Source organism: Mycolicibacter acidiphilus (assembly GCF_018455725.1).
In the GTDB taxonomy this organism is placed as follows: Bacteria; Actinomycetota; Actinomycetes; order Mycobacteriales; family Mycobacteriaceae; genus Mycobacterium; species Mycobacterium acidiphilum.
Window position 1 is genome coordinate 127175 of sequence record NZ_JAHCLR010000006.1, and the last position, 25531, is coordinate 152705.

General features: G+C 71.1%; 21 protein-coding genes. 16 read left to right on the top strand and 5 right to left on the bottom strand.

What is annotated here, in order from left to right:
• Positions 1-44 precede the first annotated feature (44 nt).
• The 4 genes from KIH27_RS05585 to lysX are packed head-to-tail and all read right to left on the bottom strand — an operon-like array spanning position 45 to position 5425.
• On the bottom strand, positions 45-272 hold the full coding sequence (locus KIH27_RS05585; protein WP_214091934.1) for a hypothetical protein: 228 nt from the start codon (positions 270-272) through the stop codon (positions 45-47).
• A 10-nt stretch (positions 273-282) separates the two neighbouring features.
• A complete protein-coding gene (locus KIH27_RS05590; protein ID WP_372451307.1) occupies positions 283-711 on the bottom strand; it encodes a DUF6653 family protein in 429 nt (142 codons plus the stop codon).
• On the bottom strand, positions 708-2033 hold the full coding sequence (locus KIH27_RS05595) for an alpha/beta hydrolase (RefSeq protein ID WP_250149651.1): 1326 nt from the start codon (positions 2031-2033) through the stop codon (positions 708-710). Before KIH27_RS05595 ends, KIH27_RS05590 begins: the two co-directional genes overlap by 4 nt.
• A 50-nt stretch (positions 2034-2083) precedes the next feature.
• Positions 2084-5425, bottom strand: coding sequence for a bifunctional lysylphosphatidylglycerol synthetase/lysine--tRNA ligase LysX (lysX, locus tag KIH27_RS05600; protein ID WP_214091936.1), 3342 nt, complete (start codon positions 5423-5425; stop codon positions 2084-2086).
• Between the two features lie 382 nt (positions 5426-5807).
• On the opposite strand from lysX, the gene infC reads away from it, so the two are divergent.
• From infC to KIH27_RS05620, 4 genes are read left to right on the top strand one after another with little or no spacing between them, the layout of a single operon-like run.
• Positions 5808-6434: a translation initiation factor IF-3 gene (gene infC, locus KIH27_RS05605; protein ID WP_307856796.1), complete on the top strand. Its 627-nt coding sequence runs from the start codon at positions 5808-5810 to the stop codon at positions 6432-6434.
• A 34-nt stretch (positions 6435-6468) separates the two neighbouring features.
• On the top strand, positions 6469-6663 hold the full coding sequence (rpmI, locus tag KIH27_RS05610; RefSeq protein WP_214091937.1) for a 50S ribosomal protein L35: 195 nt from the start codon (positions 6469-6471) through the stop codon (positions 6661-6663).
• Between the two features lie 55 nt (positions 6664-6718).
• The gene (gene rplT, locus KIH27_RS05615; RefSeq protein WP_214091938.1) at positions 6719-7108 is read left to right on the top strand and encodes a 50S ribosomal protein L20; all 390 of its coding nucleotides are present in this window, start codon (positions 6719-6721) and stop codon (positions 7106-7108) included.
• Positions 7109-7119: 11 nt separating this feature from the next.
• Positions 7120-7896 (top strand): TrmH family RNA methyltransferase, encoded by a 777-nt coding sequence (locus tag KIH27_RS05620; protein ID WP_214091939.1) that lies wholly within the window; start codon positions 7120-7122, stop codon positions 7894-7896.
• Here KIH27_RS05620 and KIH27_RS05625 read toward each other — a convergent pair whose 3' ends face one another.
• A complete protein-coding gene (locus KIH27_RS05625; RefSeq protein ID WP_214091940.1) occupies positions 7897-8994 on the bottom strand; it encodes an oxygenase MpaB family protein in 1098 nt (365 codons plus the stop codon). It lies immediately after the preceding gene.
• Between the two features lie 160 nt (positions 8995-9154).
• Between KIH27_RS05625 and KIH27_RS05630 the strand changes: the two genes are divergently transcribed.
• The 12 genes from KIH27_RS05630 (at position 9155) to KIH27_RS05685 (ending at position 25509) form a co-directional block, all read left to right on the top strand.
• The gene (locus KIH27_RS05630; RefSeq protein WP_214091941.1) at positions 9155-10054 is read left to right on the top strand and encodes an adenylate/guanylate cyclase domain-containing protein; all 900 of its coding nucleotides are present in this window, start codon (positions 9155-9157) and stop codon (positions 10052-10054) included.
• Positions 10055-10091: 37 nt separating this feature from the next.
• Positions 10092-10856 (top strand): rhomboid-like protein, encoded by a 765-nt coding sequence (locus tag KIH27_RS05635; RefSeq protein ID WP_214091942.1) that lies wholly within the window; start codon positions 10092-10094, stop codon positions 10854-10856.
• Positions 10857-10957: 101 nt separating this feature from the next.
• The gene (locus tag KIH27_RS22950) at positions 10958-14803 is read left to right on the top strand and encodes a PE family protein (RefSeq protein WP_214091943.1); all 3846 of its coding nucleotides are present in this window, start codon (positions 10958-10960) and stop codon (positions 14801-14803) included.
• A gap of 137 nt (positions 14804-14940) precedes the next feature.
• The gene (gene pheS / locus KIH27_RS05645; protein ID WP_214091944.1) at positions 14941-15993 is read left to right on the top strand and encodes a phenylalanine--tRNA ligase subunit alpha; all 1053 of its coding nucleotides are present in this window, start codon (positions 14941-14943) and stop codon (positions 15991-15993) included.
• A complete protein-coding gene (pheT, locus tag KIH27_RS05650; RefSeq protein ID WP_214091945.1) occupies positions 15993-18473 on the top strand; it encodes a phenylalanine--tRNA ligase subunit beta in 2481 nt (826 codons plus the stop codon). Before pheS ends, pheT begins: the two co-directional genes overlap by 1 nt.
• A 118-nt stretch (positions 18474-18591) precedes the next feature.
• Positions 18592-19641, top strand: a complete 1050-nt coding sequence (argC, locus tag KIH27_RS05655) for an N-acetyl-gamma-glutamyl-phosphate reductase (protein ID WP_250149615.1) — start codon at positions 18592-18594, stop codon at positions 19639-19641.
• The gene (argJ, locus tag KIH27_RS05660) at positions 19638-20840 is read left to right on the top strand and encodes a bifunctional glutamate N-acetyltransferase/amino-acid acetyltransferase ArgJ (RefSeq protein ID WP_214091947.1); all 1203 of its coding nucleotides are present in this window, start codon (positions 19638-19640) and stop codon (positions 20838-20840) included. Before argC ends, argJ begins: the two co-directional genes overlap by 4 nt.
• Positions 20837-21715 (top strand): acetylglutamate kinase, encoded by an 879-nt coding sequence (gene argB / locus KIH27_RS05665; RefSeq protein ID WP_214091948.1) that lies wholly within the window; start codon positions 20837-20839, stop codon positions 21713-21715. Before argJ ends, argB begins: the two co-directional genes overlap by 4 nt.
• Positions 21712-22884 carry an acetylornithine transaminase gene (locus KIH27_RS05670; protein ID WP_214091949.1) on the top strand — a complete coding sequence of 391 codons (1173 nt, stop codon included), beginning with the start codon at positions 21712-21714 and terminating at the stop codon, positions 22882-22884. The genes argB and KIH27_RS05670 overlap by 4 nt, the downstream gene beginning before the upstream one ends.
• Positions 22881-23807, top strand: a complete 927-nt coding sequence (argF, locus tag KIH27_RS05675; RefSeq protein WP_214091950.1) for an ornithine carbamoyltransferase — start codon at positions 22881-22883, stop codon at positions 23805-23807. The genes KIH27_RS05670 and argF overlap by 4 nt, the downstream gene beginning before the upstream one ends.
• A complete protein-coding gene (locus tag KIH27_RS05680) occupies positions 23804-24313 on the top strand; it encodes an arginine repressor (protein ID WP_214091981.1) in 510 nt (169 codons plus the stop codon). Before argF ends, KIH27_RS05680 begins: the two co-directional genes overlap by 4 nt.
• A complete protein-coding gene (locus tag KIH27_RS05685) occupies positions 24313-25509 on the top strand; it encodes an argininosuccinate synthase (protein ID WP_214091951.1) in 1197 nt (398 codons plus the stop codon). The genes KIH27_RS05680 and KIH27_RS05685 overlap by 1 nt, the downstream gene beginning before the upstream one ends.
• Positions 25510-25531 lie beyond the last annotated feature (22 nt).

Genomic DNA, 25531 nt, shown 5'->3' on the forward strand with positions numbered 1-25531 from the left:
CTCGGATTCGGGCCGCCCGTCACGTGCGATACCGGTGCCATAACTTAGGTGCCGTCCGTGCGCATGGACTCGCGGATCTGGGCGAGCCGTTCCGCGGCCGCCCGCTGCCGCTCGTCGTACTGCTCCTCGACGCCGCGGCCTTCCGGGGTCTCGGCGTCGAGTTCGGCGCCACCCTGCGCGGTCTGATAGCGGGCCTCGATCTTCTCCCGGACCGCATCGAACGTCGGTACACCGGAGCTGTCGAAAGCGTCGTCGCCGGGGTCGTCGGCCATGCCGGCCACGTTACCGGCGGCGGTCCAGATAGCGGGTCATCATCGCCCAGTAGCCCAGCGTCACCGCCATCCCCGCGGCGGTGGCGATTACCGTCGGCCGCCAGCGTCGTCGCCAGGCGCCGGCCAGCGCCGCCAGCAGGGCGACGCTGCCGAAGACGTTCAGCAGCAGCGCGAAATCCCGCGGCCGGTTGACGATCCACTGTTCCTCGCCGAGCATCGCCCGGGTGGACCAGGCGGACCGGTCGGTGGGCTCGGGGAAGACGACTGGGTTCAGTGCGAACCAGGCGCCCACCCACGCTGCGTCCCGCCAGGACCGCCGCCACACCGGCAGCAGGACCAACGGTGTCGTCGCCCACCGGGTCCATGCGCTCCACGGGTTGGCGTGCCGCGCGAACACGGCGCGGCGCACGCGGGCGAACGACAGCATCAGGGTGTTCACCGCCCCGCGGATCGTTGATGCGAGGTCAGGACTCCCGACGGCGCCGGGAACGCGACCGGTGGCACCTGCGGTGTGCCCAGCCGCCCGGCCAGCCACGGCAGGGCGGAGGCGAATGCGCGGCCGGCGAACGGCCAGTCGTGCCGGCCGGGTTCGGTGACGACGGCGCAGTCGATCCCGTGGACCCGGCCCAGCCCGCACAGCGACTCCGCCGCGGCCAACTGCCCACCGGCGTCGCCGACGGCGCTGTCGTTGACCGCGAACCATCCCGCCACCCCGGAATACCGGCCGTGCCGGGCGATCACCGTCGCCGGGTCGAACGCCGCCCACGCGTCCCCGCTGCCGCCGAACAGCCGCGCCACCGTCTGCGCCCGGGTGCCGGTGTTGGGGCTGCGGTCACCGGAGATGTCGACGAACGCACTGAACCGCTCCGGGTGCATGGCGGTCAGATCCACCGCGCACGTGCCGCCCATCGACCAGCCGGCGACACCCCAGTGCGACGGCTCCGAACTGACACCGAAATGCGAGATCAGGTACGGCACAACGTCTTCGGTGAGATGGTCGGCGGCGTTGCCGCGTGGGCCGTTGACGCACTCGGTGTCGTTGTTGAACGAGCCGCCGGAGTCGGCGAACACCAGCACCGGGGCGTTGCCACCGTGCGCGGCAGCGAAGCCGTCGACCGCCTGCACCGCCCCGCCGGCGCGCAACCAGTCCGCCGGGGTGTTGAACTCGCCGCCGATCATCAGCACCGCCGGAAGTGGCGGCGGCGGGCTGTGGCCGAACCACGCCGGCGGCAGATACACCAGTTCGCCGCGGTGCTTGAAGTGGGAGGCGTCGGCGGGGATCGTCACCGGCAGCACCCGGCCCCGGGCCGGCGCCGTCTGCAGCGCGGCGAGTGCGGTCACCGTGGACAGGTCGCTCTGGTCGGGCAGCGGACCGGCGCTGAGCTGGTTCCAGGCGGCCTGGACGGTGGGGAAGTAGCCGACCCACCCGTTGACCGCCAGCAGCGCGCAGAGCGCACACAGCGGCACCGTCAGCAGGGACATGCCGCGCCGCCACCAGCGAATACCCGGCCAGCCCAGCAGCGCGACGCCCACCGCGACCCCGGCCAGCGCGATCCACACCCACACCGCGACCGGGGCGGACCCGTCGGCCAGCCCGTCGTCGGTGACGTACCAGTGCGCACCGACCGCCAGCGCCACACCGAGTGCGGCGGCCACCGGCAGCATGATCCGCCGTGGGATGCGGCCCGGCCGCCACCCGGCCGCCAGCGCCAGCACCGCGGCGGCGACGGCCTGTGCGGTGATCGGAACCCAGCCGTGCATCAGCGAGGTGTGCTCGGCGGCGAGCGGCGTCACGCCCATATCGTGACCGATCAGCGCGGTTTCGCCAGCGGGAACGGCAGTGTGTCGCGGATGCTGCGGCCGGTGATCAGCATGACGATCCGGTCCACGCCCATCCCCAGGCCGCCGGTCGGCGGCATCGCGTACTCCATCGCCTGCAGGAAGTCCTCGTCGAGTTCCATCGCCTCCGGGTCGCCGCCGGCGGCCAGCAGCGACTGCTGGTGCAGCCGGCGGCGCTGCTCCACCGGGTCGGTGAGTTCGCTGTAGGCGGTGCCCAACTCGACGCCCCAGGCCACCAGGTCCCAGCGTTCGGCCACCCCCGGCTTGGACCGGTGCGGCCGGGTGAGCGGGGAGACCGAGGTGGGGAAGTCGGTGTAGAAGGTGGGCCGCTCGGTGCGGGCTTCGACCAGGTGCTCGTAGAGTTCCAGCACCACAGCGCCGGCATCCCACTGCCGCAGGAAGTGGATTCCGTTGGCGGTGCACAGTCGGCGCAGTGTGGCCAGGTCGGTGTCGGCGTCGATGTGCTCGCCCAACGCGTCGGAGACCGCGTCGTGCACGGTCCGCACCGGCCACTCCCCGGAGATGTCCACCGGTTCCAGCCGGTCGCCGTCACCGCTGGGGCGCAGCACCACCGGCGCGCCGTTGGCGGCCACCGCGGCGTTCTGGATCAGTTCCCGGGCGCCGTCGATCCACGCCAGGTAGTTGCCGTGCGCCTGGTAGGCCTCCAGCAGGGTGAACTCCGGGTTGTGGCTGTAGTCGACGCCCTCGTTGCGGAACGCCCGGCCCAGCTCGAACACCCGCTCCACCCCGCCGACGCACAGCCGCTTGAGGTACAGCTCCGGTGCGATCCGCAGGTACAGGTCCAGGTCGTAGGCGTTGATGTGGGTGATGAACGGCCGGGCGTTGGCGCCGCCGTGCAGCTGCTGCAGGATCGGGGTCTCGACCTCCAGGAATCCCTTGTCGGACAGCGTGTTCCGAATCGAACGCAGCACGTTGCTGCGGGCGGTGATCAGCTCGCGTGACTCGGTGTTGATCGCCAGGTCGACGTAGCGGGCCCGCACCCGGGCCTCCGGGTCGGTCAGGCCCTTCCACTTGTCCGGCAGCGGGCGCAGGCACTTGCCGGTCAGCCGCCAACTCGTCACCAGCAGTGAGTGGGTGCCGTTGCGGCTGGTGCCTATCCGGCCGGTGGCCTCGATCAGGTCGCCGAGGTCGATCGCGGCGTTGAAGTCCGCGGCGCAGCCTGCCGAGGTCTCCGCGAGCACCGAATTGTCCAGCAGCAACTGCACTTCGCCGGACCAGTCGCGCAGCTGGGCGAAGAGCACCCCGCCGTAGTCGCGCAGTCGCAGCACCCGGCCGGCGACCGAGATCGTCGTATCCGGATCCTCCTCGGACAGTGCTTGCGCGACGGTGTGACTGGGCGGGCTGCCCACCGGGTACGGGTCAACACCGCTGGACTGCAACGACTTCAGCTTGGCCAGCCGGACCCGCACCTGCTCGGGCAGGCGCGGACCGTCGGCGGACGCATCGAGCGTCTCGGCGTCGTCGGCGGGCACGCCGACGTCCGGGGCGCTGCCGTCGCTGTGCAGCCGGCCGGTCGCCGCCACCGCCGAGGGCACCGACGAGTGGTGACCGGTGTGCTGCTCATTGCGCCGGGAGAACGGCAGCACCAGAAAGCCTTCGGCGATCACCGAGGCGACCCCGACCCGCGGGATCATCCGGCCGTCCTCGTAGCAGGCGTAGCGCGGCACCCACTGCGGCTGATATTTCATGTTCGACCGGTACAGCGTCTCCAGCTGCCACCACTGCGAGAAGAACATCAGCACCCGCCGCCACAGCCGCAGCACCGGGCCCGCGCCCAGTGCGGCGCCCTGCTCGAACGCCGCCCGGAACATCGCGAAGTTCAGCGAGATCCGGCTGACGCCGATGTCAGCGGCCTGCAGCGCCAGTTCGCTGACCATCAGCTCGATCGTGCCGTTGGGCGATTGCGGCGACCGGCGCATCAGGTCCAGCGAGACGCCGCTGGTGCCCCACGGCACCAGGGACAGCATCGCCACCACCTCGCCGGCGTTCTGGTCGCCGCGCACCGCCTCGACCAGGAGGCAGTCGCCGTCGGCGGGGTCGCCGAGCCGGCCCAGCGCCATCGAGAAGCCGCGTTCGGACTCGGTGTCGCGCCAGGCGTCCGCCCGCGCCAGCACCTTGGCCATTTCGTCGGCGCCGATGTCGCCGTGCCGGCGCATCCGCACCGTCAGCCCCGACCGGCGGGCCCGGGTCACCGCCTGACGCACCGCCCGCATGTCCGGCCCGGACAGCCGGAAGTCGCCGGCCTGCAGGATCGCTTCGTCGCCGAGTTCCAGGGCGCTCAGCCCGGCCTCCTTGAACGCTTGCGCCCCCTGGTGGCTGGCGCCCATCACGCCGGGCGTCCAGCCGTACACCTTGCACAGCCGCAACCAGGCGCTGATCGCCTGCTGCCAGGCCCGCGGGTCACCGACCGGGTCGCCACTGGCCAGGCAGACCCCCACCTCGACCCGATAGGTGATCGCCGCGCGCCCGTTGGGGGCGAACACCACCGACTTGTCGCGGCGGGTGGCGAAGTAGCCCAGTGAGTCGTTCTTGCCGTACTGCTCCAGCAGCCCGCGGATCGCGGATTCGTCCTCACCGGTCAGGGCGTTGTCGGAGCGCTGGGACAGGAACAGCGTGATCGCGGCGGCGATCAGCGCCAGCGCCCCGAGCAGCCCGCACAGGGCCTTCAACCCCAGATCTGGTTTGCCGGCGAAGAAGTGCGGTTCCAGCAGGCCGAACCCGATCACCCGGTTCACCACGTAGGTCAGCCGCTGCGGACGTTCGACGGTGCCGGGGAACAACTCGATCAGGCCCCAGCACAGTGCGATGGCGATCGTCCAACCGGCGACCAGCACCGCCGCCGACTTGATCAGGGCGCCGCGGCGCACCTTCGCCCAGAACTCGTCGCGGGCCGCCACCAGCAGCACGATGGCGGTGGCGTGCAGCACCAGGCCGATGACGGCGCCGATCGACGGCAGCGCGGTGGCGTCGGCGGACAGCAGCCGGGCGACGTTGAACCCGCCGGCCACCAGCAGGTTGGCGATCAGCAGCAGCCAGGCGATGCGTTTGCGCGCGCTGAGCGCCGCCGCCAGCAGGCCCAGTACGAAAGCCCAGGCCAGGCTGGTGTCGGGGAAGTTGAACAGGTAGCGGTCGATGAACTCGCGCGGCACCTTGATGGCCCAGCGGATCAGCGGTGACAGACTGCCCGTCAGGGTCAGGGCGGCGGCGATCCCGACCGCCCAGGCGGCGGCCGCGGGAACCCAGTGCAACCGGGTGGTGGGGCGGCTGCCCGAACGGGGACGAGTGACGGTCATAAGGCGCGAGGATAGGCAATCAAACCCGGCAATTTGGTGTGAGGATCGGCTCCCGGCGCGGCGCCGTGGCGATAGGGCGGCTGAACTGCTGCTAGACTCCATTGCGCGACCGTCCCGGCTGACGCCAGGACAGCAAGTGGAGTCCCCTCCCACCACTGGCCAGGAAGAAATTCCCAGCGGCACAGTGGTCCGGTCGCAGGCGGTGCGAACCGCCTGCTCCGCACCGTGCGTGCGGGCGGCTTGAGTATCTCAGGCCGTGATCGGTCGGCATCGGGCCCTGCTTTATGCAGGGCTTTTTCGTTGCTGAGGTGGTGTCGACGCCGCTTGAGTCCCGGGGGAGCACCCGCGGCGGGCGTGCGCAAAGACTACCCAGGGAGGTCCCATCAGCACTGAGATCCGTGTCAACGAGCGCATTCGCGTACCTGAGGTCCGCTTGATCGGTCCGGGTGGGGAACAGGTAGGCATCGTGCGCATCGAGGACGCACTCCGCGTCGCCGCGGACGCCGATCTCGACCTGGTCGAAGTCGCTCCGGACGCCAAGCCGCCGGTCTGCAAGATCATGGATTACGGCAAGTTCAAGTACGAGGCGGCCCAGAAGGCGCGTGAGTCTCGGAAGAACCAGCAGCAGACCGTCGTCAAGGAACAGAAGCTGCGGCCGAAGATCGACGATCACGACTACGAGACGAAGAAGGGCCACGTGGTCCGCTTCCTCGAAGCCGGATCGAAGGTCAAGATCACGATCATGTTCCGCGGCCGCGAGCAGTCCCGGCCGGAGCTCGGCTACCGGCTGCTGCAGCGGCTGGGCGCCGACGTCGCCGACTACGGCTTCGTGGAGACCTCGGCCAAGCAGGACGGACGCAACATGACGATGGTGCTGGCTCCGCACCGTGGCGCCAAGACCCGCGCCAAGGCGGCCGAGCAGGCCGGAACCGGCGGAGCGGTCCGACCGGCACCCGGTCCGGACACCACCGCCGACGCGAGTGCTGCCGAGCCCAAGCCCGAGAACTGAAAACAGTCAGACCCGACACCAGAACTGAGGAAACATGCCCAAGGCGAAAACCCACAGTGGCGCTTCGAAGCGGTTCCGGCGCACCGGAACCGGCAAGATCGTGCGGCAGAAGGCGAACCGTCGCCACCTGCTCGAGCACAAGCCGACCAAGCGCACCCGCCGGCTCGACGGCCGCACCGATGTGGCGGCCAGCGACACCAAGCGCGTCAACGCGATGCTGAACGGCTAACAGCCGCCCCGTCCATCGCAGATCCCTTACGTACCAACGAGAGTAGGAAAACCCCATGGCACGCGTGAAGCGGGCAGTCAACGCCCAGAAGAAGCGCCGTACCGTCCTGAAGGCTTCGAAGGGCTACCGCGGTCAGCGGTCGCGGCTCTACCGCAAAGCCAAAGAGCAGCAGCTGCACTCGCTCACCTACGCCTACCGTGACCGGCGGGCGCGCAAGGGTGAGTTCCGCAAGCTGTGGATCGCCCGCATCAACGCGGCCGGCCGCGCCAACGGCATCACCTACAACCGCCTGATCCAGGGCCTCAAGGCCGCCGGCGTCGAGGTGGACCGTAAGAACCTGGCCGAGATCGCCGTCAGCGACGCGGCCGCGTTCACCGCCCTGGTCGAGGTTGCCCGCGCCGCACTGCCGGCGGACGTCAACGCGCCGTCCGGCGAGGCCGCCTGACCCTCCCGGACATGCTGACCGAACGTTCGGCCCGGGTGGTCGCGGCGGTCAAGCTGCACCGGCACGTCGGCCGGCGGCGCGCACAGCGCTTCCTGGCCGAGGGGCCCAACCTGGTCGAGGCCGCGGTACGCCGCGGCCTGGCCCGGGAGATCTTCGCAACCGAGTCCGCCGCGGGGCGCTACGGCGCCCTGCTGGCGGACTCGGCTGTCCCGGTCCACCCGGTCACCGAACGGGCGGCGAAGGCGCTGTCGGAGACGGTCACCCCCGCCGGGCTGATCGCGGTCTGCGAGGTTCCCGAACCGGATCTCGGTGTGCTGCTGGCGGATTCGCCGACAGTGGTGGCGGTCGCCGTCGGGGTGGGGGAGCCCGGTAACGCCGGCACCCTGATCCGGGTCGCCGACGCGACCGGCGCCGGCCTGGTGGTGCTGACCGGCAACAGCGTCGACCCCTATAACGGCAAATGCCTGCGGTCATCGGCCGGCAGCATCTTCAACGTCCCGGTCGTCGTCGACCCCGACACCGATGCGGTTCTCGCGGCGTTGCAGCAAGCGGGTCTGCAGGTGCTGGCGACGGCGTTGGACGGTGAGGTGTCGCTGGACGATGCGCAACTGACCGGGCCCACCGCGTGGTTGTTCGGACCGGAAGCCCAGGGCCTGCCGGAGAGCGCCGCTGCGGCGGCCGACCACCGGGTGCACATCCCGATGTCCGGTGCCGCCGAGAGCCTCAATGTGGCTGCGGCAGCGGCGATCTGCCTGTATCAGAGTTCGCGCGCGCAGCGCGCCCGCTGACTACGCCGCTTTCGGGCGGGTCGGGCGGCGCCCCCCGGCCAGCGAGAACGTGCTGTGCACCAGCGATCCGGCCCGTTCGATCAGACTCATCCGTCGTCGTGGGACGTAGTGCATGCCGTCGTCGCGGCGGTCCTTCGGCGGTGCCATGAACCACGGCGCCTCCTCCAGTGGGGCGTCGACCGGGATCTCACCGCGCTCACGCCGGTAGCCGGCCAGGGCCCGCGGGTGCAGCCGAATCTCGTCCGGTACGAACGTGAACGCGAGCTGACTGACCTTGCCCAGCAACCGGAACAGCACCTCGTCACCCTCGGACCAGCGCAGCCCCGCCTTCTCCCGCACCGCCGGTTCGAACAGGCCGGCGGCCACCCAGCGCTGCACGCCGAGCATCGGCGCGAACATCTGATTCCACACCGCGGTCGGCATCAGCACGAACGACGGCTTCGGGATCCGCATGTAGAGGATCTTGCGGGCGGCCGGCGTCAACTCCAGTTCCTCGCGGCCGATCCGGTCCCAGTACTCGCAGAAGTCCTCCCACGTCTTGGGCACCGGGCGCATGCTCATCCCGTACATCCGGTACCACTGCACGTGCTCGTCGAACAGTTGATGCTTCTCGGCTTCGGTCAGCCCGCCGCCGAAGTACTCGGCCAGCTTCACCACCATCATGAAGAACGTGGCGTGCGCCCAGTAGAAGGTCTCGGGGTCCAGGGAGTGGTAGCGCCGGCCCTGCTCGTCGACGCCCTTGATCTCCTTGTGCCAGTCGCGCATCTCCTCGGCGGTCTGCTGGGCGCGGGCACCGTCGTACACCACCCCCATGATCGGGTACACCGACCGCGACACCCGCTGCAGCGGCTCCCGCCACAGCGTCGAGTGCTCCTGCACACCCGCGCCGAGTGCCGGGTACATGTTCTCGATCGCACCGATCCACATGCCCATCAAGCCGCTGCGGATGTCGCCGAAGTATTTCCAGGTCAAGGAGTCCGGTCCGAGCGGTTCGACGGCCACCTTCGGGGCGGATTCGCGCGGGGGGCGGGCCTTCGCCGCGTCGCCGGTCCCGGCGGGTGCGGTCGGCTCGGCGGATGTGGTCGGTGTCACGGTCATGGCATCTCCTGTCGGGCGAAACCTGACACAACGATAATTGTGACAACACCCGTTGTCTACATCTTGGCGGCGCGTCGCGTGATGTTAATCACGCCACCTGCGGTGGACCCGCTGAGGGAGTCGTTGGCGGTGCCGGATCGGGCCACTTACGCTGACGCTCATGGATCTCGAGCCGTCCAGTCGGCAGGACGACGAGCTCGAGAACGACGGTGAAACCACCGGACGGCGCAGGTTCCGGCGCCCGTCGTTCTCGCTGGACAACGCCGCCGCCTGGCTGAACCGCACCAGCAACAACCGCGAGGTGGTGGCGCTGGTGCGGCGTGCCCGGCGGGCGCTGCCCGGTGACCCGGAGTTCGGCGACCCGCTGTCCACCGCCGGTGAGGGCGGCCCGCGGGTGGCGGCGCGTGCCGCGGACCGATTGATCGGTGACCGCTCCGCGGCGTCGCGCGAGCTCAGCCTGGGGGCGCTGCAGGTTTGGCAGGCGATGCGGGAGTGGGTGTCGCGCGAGCCGGTGAACGCCGAGGCGACGCTGGTCTTCACCGACCTGGTCGGCTTCTCGACGTGGTCGCTGCGGGCCGGCGACGACGCCACCCTCACCCTGCTGCGCCGGGTGTCGCGGGCGGTGGAGCCGCCGATGCTCGACGCCGGCGGGCGGATCGTCAAACGGATGGGCGACGGGATCATGGCGGTGTTCCGCGACCCGCTGGTGGCGGTGGGCGCCGTGCTGGCCGCGCACGAGGCGATCGGATCCGTCGACGTCGACGGCTACACCCCGAAGATGCGGGCCGGCATCCACACCGGCCACCCGCACCGGCTGGCCGACGACTGGCTGGGGGTGGACGTCAACATCGCCGCCCGGGTGATGGAACGTGCCGTCAAGGGCGGGGTGATGGTGTCCGGGCCGACGCTGCAGCGCATCGACCCGGCCGACCTCGACGCGCTCGGCGTGGTGGCCAAGCGGGCCCGCCGGCAGGTGCTGTCGGCCAAACCGACCGGAGTGCCACCCGACCTCACCATGTACCGGCTCCGAACTCGCAGGGATTTGCCAGCCGCGGACTGATTCGCCGAGACCGTTTCGTGGGCATAGTGTTATCGCGATGTTATCGACCGTCCTGATGCGGCTGGCCCGAGTCCGCTTCACCGTCACCTACGCGGTGACGGTCGCGACCGTCGCCGTGACGCTGCTGATGCTGGAACCGCGTTCCCGCGGCCAGATCGTCACCCAGGCCAGCACCAACCTCGACAACCTGCGGCACGGGCGGCTGGGCACCCTGTTCAGCAGCGCGCTGGTGGTCGACGCCGACAGCGGCCCGATCTACCTGTGGCTGCCCGGACTGGTGTGCCTGCTGGCGTTGGCCGAGCTGCTGTGGCGCAGCGGCCGGCTGGCGGCGGTGTTCGCCACCGGGCACGTCGGGGCGTCGCTTCTGGTGGCGGCGGGTCTGACCGGGGCGGTCCGGCTCGGCTGGCTGCCGTGGACGGTCGCGTTCGCCCGCGACGTCGGGATGAGCTACGGGGCGGCCGCGGTGGTCGGCGCGCTGACCGCCGCGATCCCACGGCGCTTCCGGGCGGCGTGGATCGGCTGGTGGCTGGCGCTGGCCGTCGGCACCTCGGTGACGTGCGTGGAGTTCACCGACATCGGGCACGTGGTGGCGCTGCTGCTGGGCATGCTGGTGGCCACCCGGCTGACCGGGCCGGTGCGCTGGACGGCGGTGCGGTGCCTGCTGCTGGGCGTGTCGTCGATCTTCGGGTTCGTGGTGCTCGCCCACACCGGGTCCTCGGTGCTGGTCGGGGCGCTGCTGGGAGCGCTTGGGGCGGTCTTGGGATATCGGTTCGCCCGGTTTCGCGCGGTACCCGCCGTCTGACCTGGCCGTTCCGTCGCAGGTCTGAGCGTGCGGGTGGAACAACTGTGTTCCGTGACATAGTCTGCACGGGTCTCGTTCAGCGTAGAAATGGGGATTTTCCGATGTCGGGTCGGCAGCAGGGCAAGGGCAAGAACCGTCGCATGAACCGGGTGGCGGGTGCCGGCAGTGCCGCCGCCGCGTTCCTGGCGTTCGGCATGGCCCCGATCGCCGCGCCGCCCGCGCAGGCCGACCTCGACTTCAGCTGGCTGACCGACCTGTTCACCCCCGACGTCACCGGTGGCGCGGACGCCGGAAACTGGGACCTCGCGTCGTGGTTCGACGGCTCGGACACCGCCGCCTCGGCCGCCGACACGTCCGGTTCGGCCGCGTTCGACGCGTCCGCGCTGTGGGACACCTTCGTCTACCAGCCGATGCACGCGCAGATCGAGGCGTGGATCAACAATTCGGCGAACGCGTCGCTGATCGAGATGATCAACAAGCTGGACCCGAGCCAGGTGCTGATCGGTGACGGGGCGGACGGCACGGCGGCAGACCCGACCGGTGGGAACGGTGGCGCCTGGCTCGGCGACGGCGGAGCCGGCTACTCGGGGCTCGTTGATGGCAAGTGGGTGGCTGGCGCCGGCGGCAACGCCGGCATGTTCGGTGACGGCGGTGCGGGTGGCTCCGGCATCGTCACCGGCACCGATGTGCCTGCGGGCACTGTCGGCATGGACGGCGGCGCGGGCGGTACCGGCGGCTCGATCATGGGCATCGGCGGTGCCGGCGGTGTCGGCGGCGTGGGCTTCAACGGTGGTGACGGCGGCAACGCCAACGGCTGGCTGTTCGGCATTGGTGGTGCCGGTGGCAACGGTGGTCAGGGGCTGGCTGGGGCGGCCGGGACAGCTGGTACCTGGGCCAACGACGGTGACGGTGTCGGCGGCGTGGGTAATGCAGGTGGTGTTGGCGGTAAGGGCGGCGCCGGTGGCGACGCTAACGGATCGATGATCGGTGTCGGTGGTGCCGGGGGCAACGGCGGCGAGGCCGGCATCGGTGGCACCGGTGGGGCTGGTGCGGACGGTACGGCTGATCACATCAATGGTGGTATCGGTGGTGAGGCTGGCAAGGGCGGTGAGACCGGTGGTGCTGGCGGTGCAGGCGGTAAAGGTGGCGCACTCGGCAGTTCCGGTGATAAGGGAACCGATGGTGGCGCCAACGACCAGTACGGCACCGGCGGCAATGGCGGCAATGGCTTCGACGGTGCGGCCGGTAACGGTGGAACCGGCGGCAGCGGTGGTCTGAACGGCAACGGCGGCACCGGCGGCACCGGCGGTACCGGTACCAGTGCCGACGACCACAACGGCGGTACCGGTGGGCAGGGCGGCACCGGTGGCGCCGGCGGTACGGAGGCTGGGAACGGTGGCGCCGGCGGTGCCGGCGGGACTGGCGGCGTAGGTGCGTCTGGACAGGCGGGCAGCTTCGCTAACGGCGGTGACGGCAATGGTGGCACCGGCTTTGCTGGCGGCAGTGGCGGTGCTGGTGGTATCGGCGGTGCAGCAGCTCACGGCTCCGGTGGTGACGGTGGTGTCGGCGGTAACGCCGGTGCAGGAGGTGACGGCGGTGCCGGTGCCCAGGGCGTGTGGACTGCCAACGGTGGTAACGGCGGCAACGGCGGTGATGCCGGGCACAATGGCACCGCTGGGACAGGCGGTGCTGGCGGTGTGGGCCACGTCGGCGCCGACGGCACTGCAACGCCAGGAGCTACGGGGGTGGCTGGATCGGCGCCGGCGGACGGCAGCACCGGTGGTAACGGTGGCAGTGGCGCCGACGCTGACGCCGACCATGCGAACGGCGCTAACGGCGGTAACGGTGGCAAGGGCGTAGACGACGGTGCTGGCGGTAACGGTGGCGGAGGCGGTACCGGCGGTCTGACCGGTAACGGTGGTAACGGCGGCAACGGTGGCGACGGTGGCACCGATGGTTCCGGCGCGGGTGGTGCTGGTGGTGTCGGCGGCAATGGTGGCGCGGGCGGCACGGAGTCCGGCAGCGGCGGTAACGGCGGCGCCGGTGGTAACGGCGGTATGGGGGCTAGCGGCGTCGGGGGCGCCAACGGAGCGGGGACCGGCGTTAATGGTGCTGGTAACAACGGCGCCAACGGCACCAACGGTTACAACGGTGGCGCGGGCGGTGCAGGCGGTAATGCCGGGGCAGCCGGTGGTAAAGACGGCACCGCGGGTCTGAACGGTACCGGCGGCAATGGTGGCGATGGCGGTAACGGCGGGGCTGGTGGCAGCGGCGAGAACGGTGCCGCCGGCGCCTGGAACGCGCAGGGGCAGTACGGCCTCGGCTCGGGCGGTAAGGGCGGTGACGCAGGCGCCGACGGCACCGTCGGCTCTGGCGGTGCGGCTGGTGTGGCGGGCACCGGAGGTACGGAGGGAGGAGTCGGTAAGACTGGAACCGACGGGCACCTGGTGAATGAGACCGGGGCAAAGGTGGAGAACGGCGGCAGCGGCGGCACCGGCGGCGCCGGTGCCGCCGGCAGCGGCAGCACGAACCTGGCCGGCGGCCATGGCGGCGACGGCGGCAGCGGCGGCACCACCGGCACCGGCGGCAATGGCGGCGCGGGCGGGTCCGGTGGTCTCGGCGCCAGTGCAAGCAGCGCGGCCACCGGCGGCAACGGCGGCATCGGTGGCAACGGCGGTGCGGGCGGCACCGACACCGGTAACGGCGGCAACGGCGGTGCCGGTGGTGCGGCCGGCGCGGGCAACTCCCAGGGCGGCAGCGGCGGTCTCGGTGGTAACGGTGGCACTGCTACCGGCGGTACCGGCGGTAAGGGCGGCGACGGTGGTGCGGGCGGGGGAGCCCAGGGCTTCGCTTCCGACGGCACTCACGGCGTCGCCGGTTTCAACACCAACTTCCCCAAGGGCACCCTGATGGGCACGGCCGGTAACGGCGGTAACGGCGGTAGCGGCGGAGCCAGCGTCACCGGCGAGGGCGGCGCGGGCGGTAGCGGCGGCGCCGGTGGGGCCGGGTCCACCGGCAACGGTGCGGTGACCTGGGGCGGCAACGGCGGCACCGGCGGCGCGGGTGGTGCCAGCGGCACCCCCGCCAGCGGCGACACCGAGGCCAGCGGCGACGGCACCGGCGGTGCAGGCGGTAACGGCGGCAATGGAGGTACTGGTTCACTGACCGCCGGGAGCGGTGGCGTGGGCGGCAGCGGTGGTGCCAGCACTGGCGGCATCGGCGGACAGGGTGGCAACGGTGGCACCGGTGGGGCACCGACAGGCGGCTGGACTGACAGCAACGGCACGCTCACCGGCAAGGGGTCGACTCTGGCGTTCAGCGGTGACGGCGGGGCCGGCGGCGCGGGCGGCACCACGGTCTCTGGCACCGGCGGGCAGGGCGGTGGCGGTGGCAACGCCGGCCAGGGCCTGACCGGCGGTACCAGCATGTTCAGCACCGGCGGTACGGGCGGTGCCGGCGGTGCCGGTGGAGCCAGCACCAGCGGTGGTGACGGTGGTGCCGGTGGCAGCGGCGGCACCGGCGGAGACGGAACCTGGCGTGCCCACGATGGCGGTGCCGGCGGGGCCGGCGGTGCCAGTGTCACCGGCGACGGCGGCGACGGCGGCAACGGCGGCAACGGCGGCACCAGCGCGAACCAGCTACCGACCAACAGCCAGCTGGCGACCACCGTGGGCAACGGCGGGGCCGGCGGTGCGGGCGGCGCCAGCACCGGCAGCGACAAGGCCGGCACCGATGCCGCTACCGGCGGCACCGGCGGTGCGGGCGGCAACGGCGGCGATGGCGCCGGCACCCTCAAGGGCGGAACCGGAGGCACCGGTGGTACGGGCGGCGCGTCCGGTTCCACGGCCGGCGCCACGGCTAAGGCACCCACCGCACCCACCGACACCACCGGGGCCAGCGGCACGGCCGGCGGGGCGGGTGCTCAGCCCAAGACGGCCACGCCGTAACCCGTCCGCACCGACGAATCGGGACCGGACCCCGGCCCGATAGGATTTGCCCTTGCGTCACCTCGGGGCCGTCGACGTACGTGGTCGCACGTCGTCGCCGCGGCCCGCACCAGCACCAGCAAGGAGAGTCTCGTCGCGTGGGCGAACAACCAGTCGACCCGTCCGTCCTCACCGAGGCGGCCCTGACCGCAGCGGTACAGGCCGCGCAGCAGGCCTTCACCCAGGCCGCCGACCTCGACGGCCTGGCCCGCGCCAAAACCGAGCACCTCGGCGACCGTGCGCCGCTGGCCCTGGCACGTCAGGCATTGGCCACCCTGGACAAGGCCGACCGGGCCGATGCGGGCAAGCGGGTCAACGCCGCGCGCACCGACGCCCAGCGGGGCTATGACGAGCGGCTGGCCGTGCTGCGGGCCGAACGTGACGCGGCGGCGCTGGTCGCCGAGAGCATCGACGTCACGCTGCCGTCCACCCGCCAGCCGCTGGGGGCGCGGCACCCGATCACGATGCTGGCCGAGAACGTCGCCGACACGTTCGTCGCGATGGGCTGGGAACTGGCCGACGGCCCCGAGGTCGAAGCCGAGCACTTCAACTTCGACGCACTGAACTTCCCCGTCGACCACCCCGCCCGCAGCGACCAGGACACCTTCCACATCGCCCCGGCCGGCTCCCGGCAGGTGCTGCGCACCCACACCTCCCCGGTGCAGATCCGCGCCCTGCTGGCCCGCGAACTGCCGGTGTACGTCGTCTCCATCGGCCGCACCTTCCGCACCGACGAACTCGACGCCACCCACACCCCGGTCTTCCACCAGGTGGAGGGCTTGGCCGTGGATCGCGGCCTGACGATGGCGCACCTGCGCGGCACCCTGGATGCGTTCGCCCGCGCCCAGTTCGGGCCCGCGGCGCGCACCCGCATCCGGCCGCACTTCTTCCCGTTCACCGAACCCTCGGCCGAGGTCGACATCTGGTTCGAGGGCAAGAAGGGCGGGCCCGGCTGGGTCGAATGGGGCGGCTGCGGCATGGTGCACCCCAACGTGCTGCGCGCCGTCGGCATCGACGCCGACGAGTACTCCGGCTTCGCATTCGGCATGGGATTGGAGCGAACCCTGCAGTTCCGCAACGGAATCCCCGACATGCGCGACATGGTCGAGGGCGACGTCCGATTCTCCCTGCCGTTCGGGGTGGGTGCCTGATGCGCATTCCCTACAGCTGGCTGCACGAGGCACTCACCGTCGGCGCCCCCGGATTCAGCGCCACCCCAGCGGAATTGGAGCAGGCACTGCTTCGCATCGGCCACGAGGTCGAAGCCGTGCACACCCTCGGCCCGGTCACGGGGCCGCTGAAGGTCGGCCGAGTCGCCGAGATCGAAGAACTCACCGAGTTCAAGAAACCGATCCGGGCCTGCAAGGTCGACGTCGGCGAAGCCGAACCACGCGACATCGTCTGCGGCGCGCGCAATTTCACGACCGGTGACCTGGTGGTCGTCGCACTGCCCGGTGCCATCCTGCCCGGTGACTTCGCCATCGCCACCCGCAAGACCTACGGGCGCACCAGCGACGGGATGATCTGCTCGGCCGCCGAACTGCACCTGAGCACCGACCATGCCGGCATCATCGTGCTGCCCGCGGGCACCGCCGAACCCGGCGCCGACGGCGCGGAGGTGCTCGGTCTCGATGACGTGGTCTACGAACTGGCGATCACCCCGGACCGCGGCTACTGCATGTCGGTGCGCGGCCTGGCCCGCGACGTCGCGTGTGCGCTGGACCTGGACTTCGCCGACCCGGCGGACGTGCCGGCGCTGCCGGCCACCGGTGAGGCGTGGCCGCTGACCGTGCAGCCCGACACCGGGGTGCGCCGCTTCGCGTTGCGCGGCGTGACGGGTATCGACCCGGCGGCGGTGTCGCCGTGGTGGCTGCAGCGGCGGCTGATGCTCTGCGGCATCCGGGCCATCTCGCCCGCGGTCGACGCCACCAACTACGTGATGGTCGAACTCGGCCACCCGATGCACGCCCACGACCGCGCCCGGATCACCGGCGCCTTCGACGTGCGGTTCGCCCGGGCGGGGGAGAAGGTCACCACCCTCGACGACGTGGAACGCACCCTGGAGGCCGTCGATGTGCTGATCGTCGACGACGTCGCCACCGCCGCGATCGGCGGGGTAATGGGCTCGGGCTCCACTGAGATGCGTTCTGACTCCACCGATGTGCTGCTCGAAGCTGCGATCTGGGAGCCGGCCGCGGTGTCGCGCACTGCCCGTCGGCTGCACCTGCCCAGCGAGGCGGCGCGGCGGTACGAACGTTCGGTGGACCCGGCCATCTCGGTTGCCGTCCTGGACCGCTGCGCGAGCCTGCTGGCCGAGATCGCCGGCGGCAGCGTGGAACCGACACTGACCGACTGGCAGGCCGCGGGCAGCACCGACTGGAGCCAACCGACGATCACGATCGCCGCCGACCTGCCCGACCGGATCGCCGGCGTCGACTACCCGGCCGGCACCACCGTGCGTCGGCTCACCCAGATCGGGTGCACGGTAACCGGATCCGATCAACTGACCGTCACCCCGCCGAGCTGGCGGCCGGACCTGCGTCAGCCCGCCGACCTGGTCGAGGAGGTGCTGCGGCTGCAGGGCCTGGAGAGCATCCCGTCGGTGCTGCCCACCGCCCCGGCCGGGCGCGGACTGACCGCGGCGCAGCGGCGCAAACGTTCCGTCGGCAAGTCGCTGGCACTGGCCGGCTACGTCGAGGTGCTCACCACGCCGTTCCTGCCCGCCGGGGTGTTCGACGCCTGGGGGCTGCCCGACGACGATCCGCGCCGGGTCACCACCTCGGTGCTCAACCCGTTGGAGGCCGAGCGACCCGAACTGGCCACCACCCTGCTGCCGGCGCTGCTGGAGGCGTTGGGGCGCAACGTGTCCCGCGGCATCGTCGACGTCGCGCTGTTCGGGATCGCGCAGGTGGTGCAGCCGGCCGGGCCGGCCCGCGGCATCGACCCGATCCCGGTGGACCGTCGGCCCGACGACGCCGAGATCGCCGCGGTCGACGGGGCTCTGCCGCGTCAGCCGCAGCACGTCGCCGTGGCGCTGACCGGGCTGGCCGAACCGCGTGGACCGTGGGGGCCTGGGCGTCCGGTGGAGGCCGCCGACGCCATCGAGGCCGCCCGGGTCATCGCCCGCGCCTGCGGGGTCGAGGTCGAACTGCGCGCCGCGCAGCACCTGCCGTGGCATCCGGGCCGGTGCGCCGAGGTGCTCGCCGACGGCGTCGTGATCGGCCACGCCGGGCAGCTGCACCCGGCCGTCATCGAACGCACCGGGCTGCCCAAGGGCACCTGCGCCGTCGAGCTGAACCTGGACGCCGTCCCGCTCGCGCAGGCGCTGCCCGCGCCGCGGGTGTCACCGTTCCCGGCGGTGTTCCAGGACGTCGCCCTGGTGGTGGAGTCGAGCGTGACCGCCCAGGCGGTGGCCGACGCCGTGCGCGACGGCGCGGGGGAGTTGCTGGAGGACGTGTCGCTGTTCGACGTCTACACCGGCCCGCAGGTCGGCGACGGGCACAAGTCGCTGGCGTTCGCGCTGCGGTTCCGGGCGGCGGACCGCACTCTGACCGAGGACGAGGCGAGCGCGGCCCGCGACGCCGCGGTGGCTTGCGCCGCGGAACGCGTCGGCGCAACCCTGAGGGGGTAGCCCCTTCCTCTCGACCGGCGAGCGTGCACAACGGTCCATCTCCACCAGGGGGTTTGCCGAACATTTCTGCACTCTCGCGGAGGGCGGTCTGTATCGGTTTGCGTTGTATTGCATATACATGCAGAATGCTCGCATGGTGAAAGTGGCGGTCGCCGGTGCCAGTGGGTACGCCGGCGGCGAGATTCTGCGGCTGCTGCTGGGGCACCCGGCCTACGCCGACGGCCGGCTGCAGATCGGCAGGCTGACCGCGGCGTCCAGTGTCGGCAGCACCATGGGGGAGCAGCATCCGCACTTGGTCCCGTTGGCGGACCGGGTCATCGAACCGACCAAACTCGAGGTGCTGGCCGGCCACGACGTGGTGTTCCTCGGCCTGCCGCACGGTCATTCCGCGGCGCTGGCCGAACAACTCAGCCCGGACACCCTGGTGGTGGACTGCGGCGCCGACTTCCGCCTCGACGACGCAGGCGACTGGGAGCGGTTCTACGGCTCGGCGCACGCCGGCAAGTGGCCCTACGGGCTACCGGAGCTGCCCGGACACCGGGAGCGGCTGCAAGACGCCCGCCGGATCGCCGTCCCCGGCTGCTACCCGACCGCGGCCCTGCTGGCGCTGCTGCCCGCGGTGGCGGCCGGGCTGATCGAGCCGAACGTCAACGTCGTCGCCGTCAGCGGCACCTCCGGTGCGGGCCGGGCGGCCAAGGTCGACCTGCTCGGCTCGGAGGTGATCGGGTCGGCGCGGGCCTACGGTGTCGGTGGCGTGCACCGGCACACCCCGGAGATCAGCCAGGGGCTGCGGGCGGCCACCGACAAGGACGTCACCGTGTCCTTCATCCCGGTGCTGATCCCGACGTCGCGCGGCATCCTCGCCACCTGCACGGCACGCACACAAGCGCCGCTGTCAGAACTGCGGGCCGCCTACGAAAAGGCGTACGGCGCCGAGCCGTTCGTGCATCTGCTGCCGGAAGGGCAACTGCCCAGGACCGGATCGGTGATCGGCAGCAACGCCGCGCACATCGCGGTGGCGGTCGACGAGGACGCCTCGACGTTCATCGCGATCGCCGCGATCGACAACCTGGTCAAGGGCACCGGGGGCGCCGCCGTGCAGGCGATGAACCTGGCCCTGGGCTGGCCGGAGACCGATGGGCTGACCACAGTGGGGGTGGCACCGTGAGTGCAACACGGCTGGTGCGGGCGCAGGGCGTCACCGCCCCGGAAGGCTTCCGGGCCGCGGGCATCGCCGCCGGCATCAAAGCCTCCGGAAAACTCGATCTGGCACTGGTATTCAACGAAGGCCCGGACTACGCGGCGGCCGGGGTGTTCACCAGCAACCAGGTCAAGGCCGCACCCGTGCAGTGGAGCAGGCAGGTCCTGAACAGCGCCCGGCTGCGGGCGGTCATCCTGAACTCCGGTTGCGCCAACGCCTGCACCGGCCCCGGCGGCTTTCAGGACACCCATGCCACCGCCGAAGCGGTCGCCGCCGCGTTGAGCGACTGGGGTACCGACACCGGCGCCGTCGAGGTCGCGGTCTGCTCGACAGGGCTGATCGGCGACCGGCTGCCGATGGACAAGGTGCTGGCCGGCGCCGCGGAGATCGTGCACGAGATGGCCGGTGGACTGGTCGGCGGCGACGAGGCCGCCCGCGCCATCATGACCACCGACACCGTGCCGAAACAGGTTGCGGTGCACCACCGGGACAATTGGACGCTCGGCGGGATGGCCAAGGGCGCCGGCATGATGGCGCCGTCGCTGGCCACCATGCTGGTGGTGCTGACCACCGACGCGAAAGTCGATGCGGCCGCACTGGACACCGCGCTGCGGCGCGCCACCGCGCACACCTTCGACCGCCTCGACATCGACGGCTGCTGCTCCACCAACGACACCGTGCTGCTGCTGGCCTCCGGGGCCAGTGAGATCACGCCCAGCCAGGCCGACCTCGACGCCGCCGTGCTGCAGGCCTGCGACGACCTGTGCGCGCAGCTGCAGGCCGACGCCGAAGGCGTGACCAAGCGGATCACGATCACCGTCAGTGGCGCCGCCACCGAGGACGACGCACTGGTGGCCGCCCGGCTCATCGCCCGCGACAGCCTGGTCAAGACCGCGCTGTTCGGTTCCGACCCGAACTGGGGCCGGGTGCTGGCCGCGACCGGGATGGTGCCGTTCACCATCGACCCGGATGCGATCACGGTGTCGTTCAACGGATTCGCGGTGTTCACCGGCGGCGCCCCGCAGCCCGGTGCCCGGGAGGTCGACCTGTCCGGGCCGGACGTACACGTCACCGTCGAACTCAACCAGGGCAGCGGCAGCGCGGCCGTGCGCACCACCGACCTGTCGCACGCCTACGTCGAAGAGAACTCGGCGTACAGCTCATGACCGAAGCACTCAGCACCGCCGTCAAAGCCCAGGTGCTCGCCGAGGCCCTGCCGTGGCTCAAGCAACTGCACGACAAGATCGTCGTCGTCAAGTACGGCGGCAACGCCATGACCGACGACACCCTCAAGCACGCGTTCGCCGCGGACATGGCGTTCCTGCGCAACTGCGGCATCCACCCGGTGGTGGTGCACGGTGGCGGCCCGCAGATCAGCGCGATGCTCAAACGCCTCGGCGTGGAGGGTGACTTCAAGGGCGGATTCCGGGTCACCACACCGGAAGTGCTCGACGTGGCGCGGATGGTGCTGTTCGGTCAGGTCGGCCGGGAACTGGTGAACCTGATCAACGCGCACGGCCCGTACGCGGTCGGCATCACCGGGGAGGACGCCGCACTGTTCACCGCGGTGCGCCGCAGCGTCACCGTCGACGGCGTGGCCACCGACATCGGTCTGGTCGGTGACGTCGACCAGGTCAACACCGCCGCGGTGCTGGATCTCATTGCGGCCGGGCGGATCCCGGTGGTCTCCACGCTGGCCCCCGACGCCGACGGCGTGGTGCACAACATCAACGCCGACACCGCCGCCGCCGCACTGGCCGAAGCGCTGGCCGCCGAGAAGCTGCTGATGCTGACCGACGTCGACGGCCTCTACACCGACTGGCCGAACCGCGACTCCCTGGTCAGCGAGATCGACACGGCCGCACTGGAACAACTGCTGCCGAGTCTGGAATCCGGCATGATCCCCAAGGTCGAAGCCTGCCTGCGGGCGGTCGGCGGCGGGGTGCCCAGCGCCCACATCATCGACGGCCGGGTCGAACACTGCGTGCTGGTCGAGTTGTTCACCGATGCCGGCACCGGAACGAAAGTGGTCACCCCATGAGCCTCCAGACCCGCTGGGAAGCGGTGATGATGAACAACTACGGCACCCCGCCGCTGGCACTGGTCTCCGGGGACGGCGCCGTCGTCACCGACGACACCGGCAAGGACTACGTCGACCTGCTCGGCGGCATCGCCGTCAACGTGCTCGGCCACCGTCACCCGGCGATCATCGAGGCGGTCACCGCGCAGCTGGGCACCCTGGGCCACACCTCCAACCTGTACGCCACCGAGCCGGGCATCGCCCTGGCCGAACAGTTGGTCGCCCATCTGGGCGCACCCGCCCGGGTGTTCTTCTGCAACTCCGGGGCCGAGGCCAACGAGGCGGCGTTCAAGATCAGTCGGCTGACCGGTCGGACGAACATCGTTGCCGCCCAAGGCGGATTCCACGGTCGCACGATGGGTTCGCTGGCGCTCACCGGGCAGCCGGAGAAACGGGCGCCGTTCGAGCCGCTGCCCGGCAACGTCACCCACGTGCCCTACGGCGACGCCGCCGCGCTGGCCGGCGCCGTCGACGGCACCACCGCCGCGGTGTTCCTGGAGCCGATCATGGGGGAGGGCGGCGTCGTCGTCCCACCGGACGGCTACCTGGCCGCGGCCCGGGAGATCACCACGAAACACGGTGCGCTGCTGATCCTCGACGAGGTGCAGACCGGTGTCGGGCGCACCGGCACGTTCTACGCCCACCAGCACGACGGCATCACCCCCGACGTGGTCACCCTGGCCAAGGGACTGGCCGGCGGCATGCCGATCGGCGCCTGTCTGGCCGTCGGCCCGGCGGCCGACCTGATGGCACCGGGCATGCACGGCAGCACCTTTGGCGGCAACCCGGTCTGCACCGCCGCCGCGCTGGCGGTGCTCACCGCACTGGCCGACGGGGACCTGATCGCGCGCGCCGGGCTGCTCGGCAAGACGATCACCGCCGGCATCGAGGAACTGGGCCACCCGCTGGTGGACCATGTGCGGGGCAAGGGGCTGCTGCAGGGCGTGGTGCTGACCGCACCGGCCGCCAAGGCCGTGGAGGCCGCTGCCCGCGACGCCGGGTTCCTGGTCAACGCCGCCGCCGCGAACGTGGTCCGGCTGGCCCCGCCGCTGGTCATCACCGACGCCCAGGTCGACAGCTTCATCACCGCGCTGCCGCAGGTACTCGACAACGCCGGGGGCGCAGCATGATCCGGCACTTCCTGCGCGACGACGACGTCACCCCGGCCGAACAAGCCGAAATCCTGGCGCTGGCAGCCGAATTGAAGAAGAACCCGTTCAGCCGGCGCCCGCTGGAAGGGCCGCGCGGGGTCGCGGTGATCTTCGACAAGAACTCCACCCGCACCCGGTTCTCGTTCGAGATGGGCGTCGCCCAGCTCGGCGGGCACGCCGTCGTCGTCGACGGCCGCTCCACCCAATTGGGCCGTGACGAAACCCTGGAGGACACCGGTCAGGTGCTGTCCCGCTTCGTGGACGCGATCGTGTGGCGCACCTTCGCCCAGCAGCGCCTGATCGACATGGCCAGCACCGCCACCGTGCCGATCGTCAACGCGCTCTCCGACGACTTCCACCCCTGCCAGGTGCTGGCCGACCTGCAGACGATCGCCGAACGCAAAGGCGCACTGCCCGGTTTGAAGATGACCTACCTCGGCGACGGCGCGAATAACATGGCGCATTCGCTGATGCTCGGCGGGGTGACCGCCGGCATGCACGTCACCGTCGCCGCCCCGGCCGGTTTCACCCCCGACCCGGAAGTGGTGAAAGCGGCACAACGGCGGGTCGCGCAGACCGGCGGGTCGGTGACGCTCACCGAGGATCCGGCGGCCGCCGCCGACGGCGCCGACGTGCTGGTCACCGACACCTGGACGTCGATGGGCCAGGAGGACGACGGGCTGGACCGGGTGGCGCCGTTTAGGCCGTATCAGATCAACGACGCCCTGGTGGCCCGCGCCGCCGCCGACGTCACCGTGCTGCACTGCCTGCCCGCGCACCGCGGCGACGAGATCACCGACGCGGTGATCGACGGACCGCGCAGCGCGGTGTGGGACGAGGCCGAGAACCGGCTGCACGCACAGAAGGCGCTGCTGGTGTGGCTGCTGGAGCGCTCGGGATGACCCGGCCCGACGGCGGCATCACCCGGGTGGGCCGACAGGCGCGCATCGTGGAGGTGCTGTCGTCGACGCCGGTGCGCAGCCAGACCGAACTGGCCGCGAAACTGGCCGCCGACGGCATCGAGGTCACCCAGGCGACCCTCTCCCGCGACCTGGAGGAACTCGGCGCGGTGAAGCTGCGCGGGCCCGACGGGGGAGCCGGCGGCTACGTCATCCCCGAGGACGGCAACCCGCTGCGCATGTCCGGCGGCACCGACCGGCTGGCCCGGCTCCTCGGTGACCTGCTGGTCTCCGTCGACTCCACTGGTAATCTCGCCGTGCTGCGCACCCCGCCCGGCGCGGCCGGTTACCTGGCCAGCGCGGTCGACCGCGCGGCACTCCCGTCCGTCGTCGGCACCATCGCCGGGGATGACACGATCTTCGTGGCAGCGCGCGAGCCGATGACCGGTGCTGAACTCGCCGCCGCGCTGGAAGAGCTCTCGAACAATCGAAACAAGGAGATTGACTGATGTCCGAACGCGTCATCCTGGCGTACTCCGGTGGCCTGGACACCTCGGTGGCGATCAGCTGGATCGGCAAGGAGACCGGCAAAGAGGTCGTCGCCGTCGCCATCGACCTCGGCCAGGGCGGCGAGGACATGGAGGTGGTCCGTCAGCGTGCACTGGACTGCGGCGCCGTCGAAGCCGTCGTCGTCGACGCCCGCGACGAGTTCGCCGAGCAGTACTGCCTGCCGACCATCAAGGCCAACGCGCTGTACATGGACCGCTACCCGCTGGTGTCGGCGATCAGCCGGCCGCTGATTGTCAAGCATCTGGTGGACGCCGCTCGCAGCCACGGGGGCACCGTCGTCGCGCACGGCTGCACGGGCAAGGGCAACGACCAGGTCCGGTTCGAGGTCGGATTCGCTTCGCTGGCACCGGAACTCAACGTCATCGCCCCGGTCCGCGACTACGCCTGGACCCGGGAGAAGGCGATCAAGTTCGCCGAGGAGAACGCGATCCCGATCAACGTCACCAAGCGCTCGCCGTTCTCGATCGACCAGAACGTGTGGGGCCGCGCGGTGGAGACCGGGTTCCTGGAGGACCTGTGGAATGCGCCCACCAAGGACGTCTACGACTACACCGAGGACCCGACCGTCCACTTCAACGCCCCCGACGAGCTGATCATCAGCTTCGACAAGGGAACTCCCGTGGCGATCGACGGCCGGCCGCTGTCCGTGCTGCAGATCATCCAGGAGCTCAACACCCGCGCCGGTGCGCAGGGCGTGGGCCGGCTCGACGTCGTCGAGGACCGACTCGTCGGCATCAAGAGCCGCGAGATCTACGAAGCCCCCGGCGCGATGGTGCTGATCACCGCACACACCGAGCTGGAGCACGTCACCCTGGAACGCGAACTGGGCCGCTACAAGCGCGGCGTGGACCGCAAGTGGGGCGAGCTCACCTACGACGGCCTGTGGTTCAGCCCGCTGAAGCGGTCGCTGGAGGTGTTCGTCGAGGACACCCAGCAGCACGTCTCCGGCGACATCCGGCTGGTGCTGCACGGCGGGCACATCATCGTCAACGGCCGGCGCAGCGCGCAGTCGCTGTACGACTTCAACCTCGCCACCTACGACGAGGGTGACACCTTCGACCAGTCCGCCGCGCGGGGCTTCGTGCAGATCCACGGACTGAGCTCGAAGATCTCCGCCCGCCGCGACCTGGCCTGATTTTGTTGGCGCGAGCAGACGC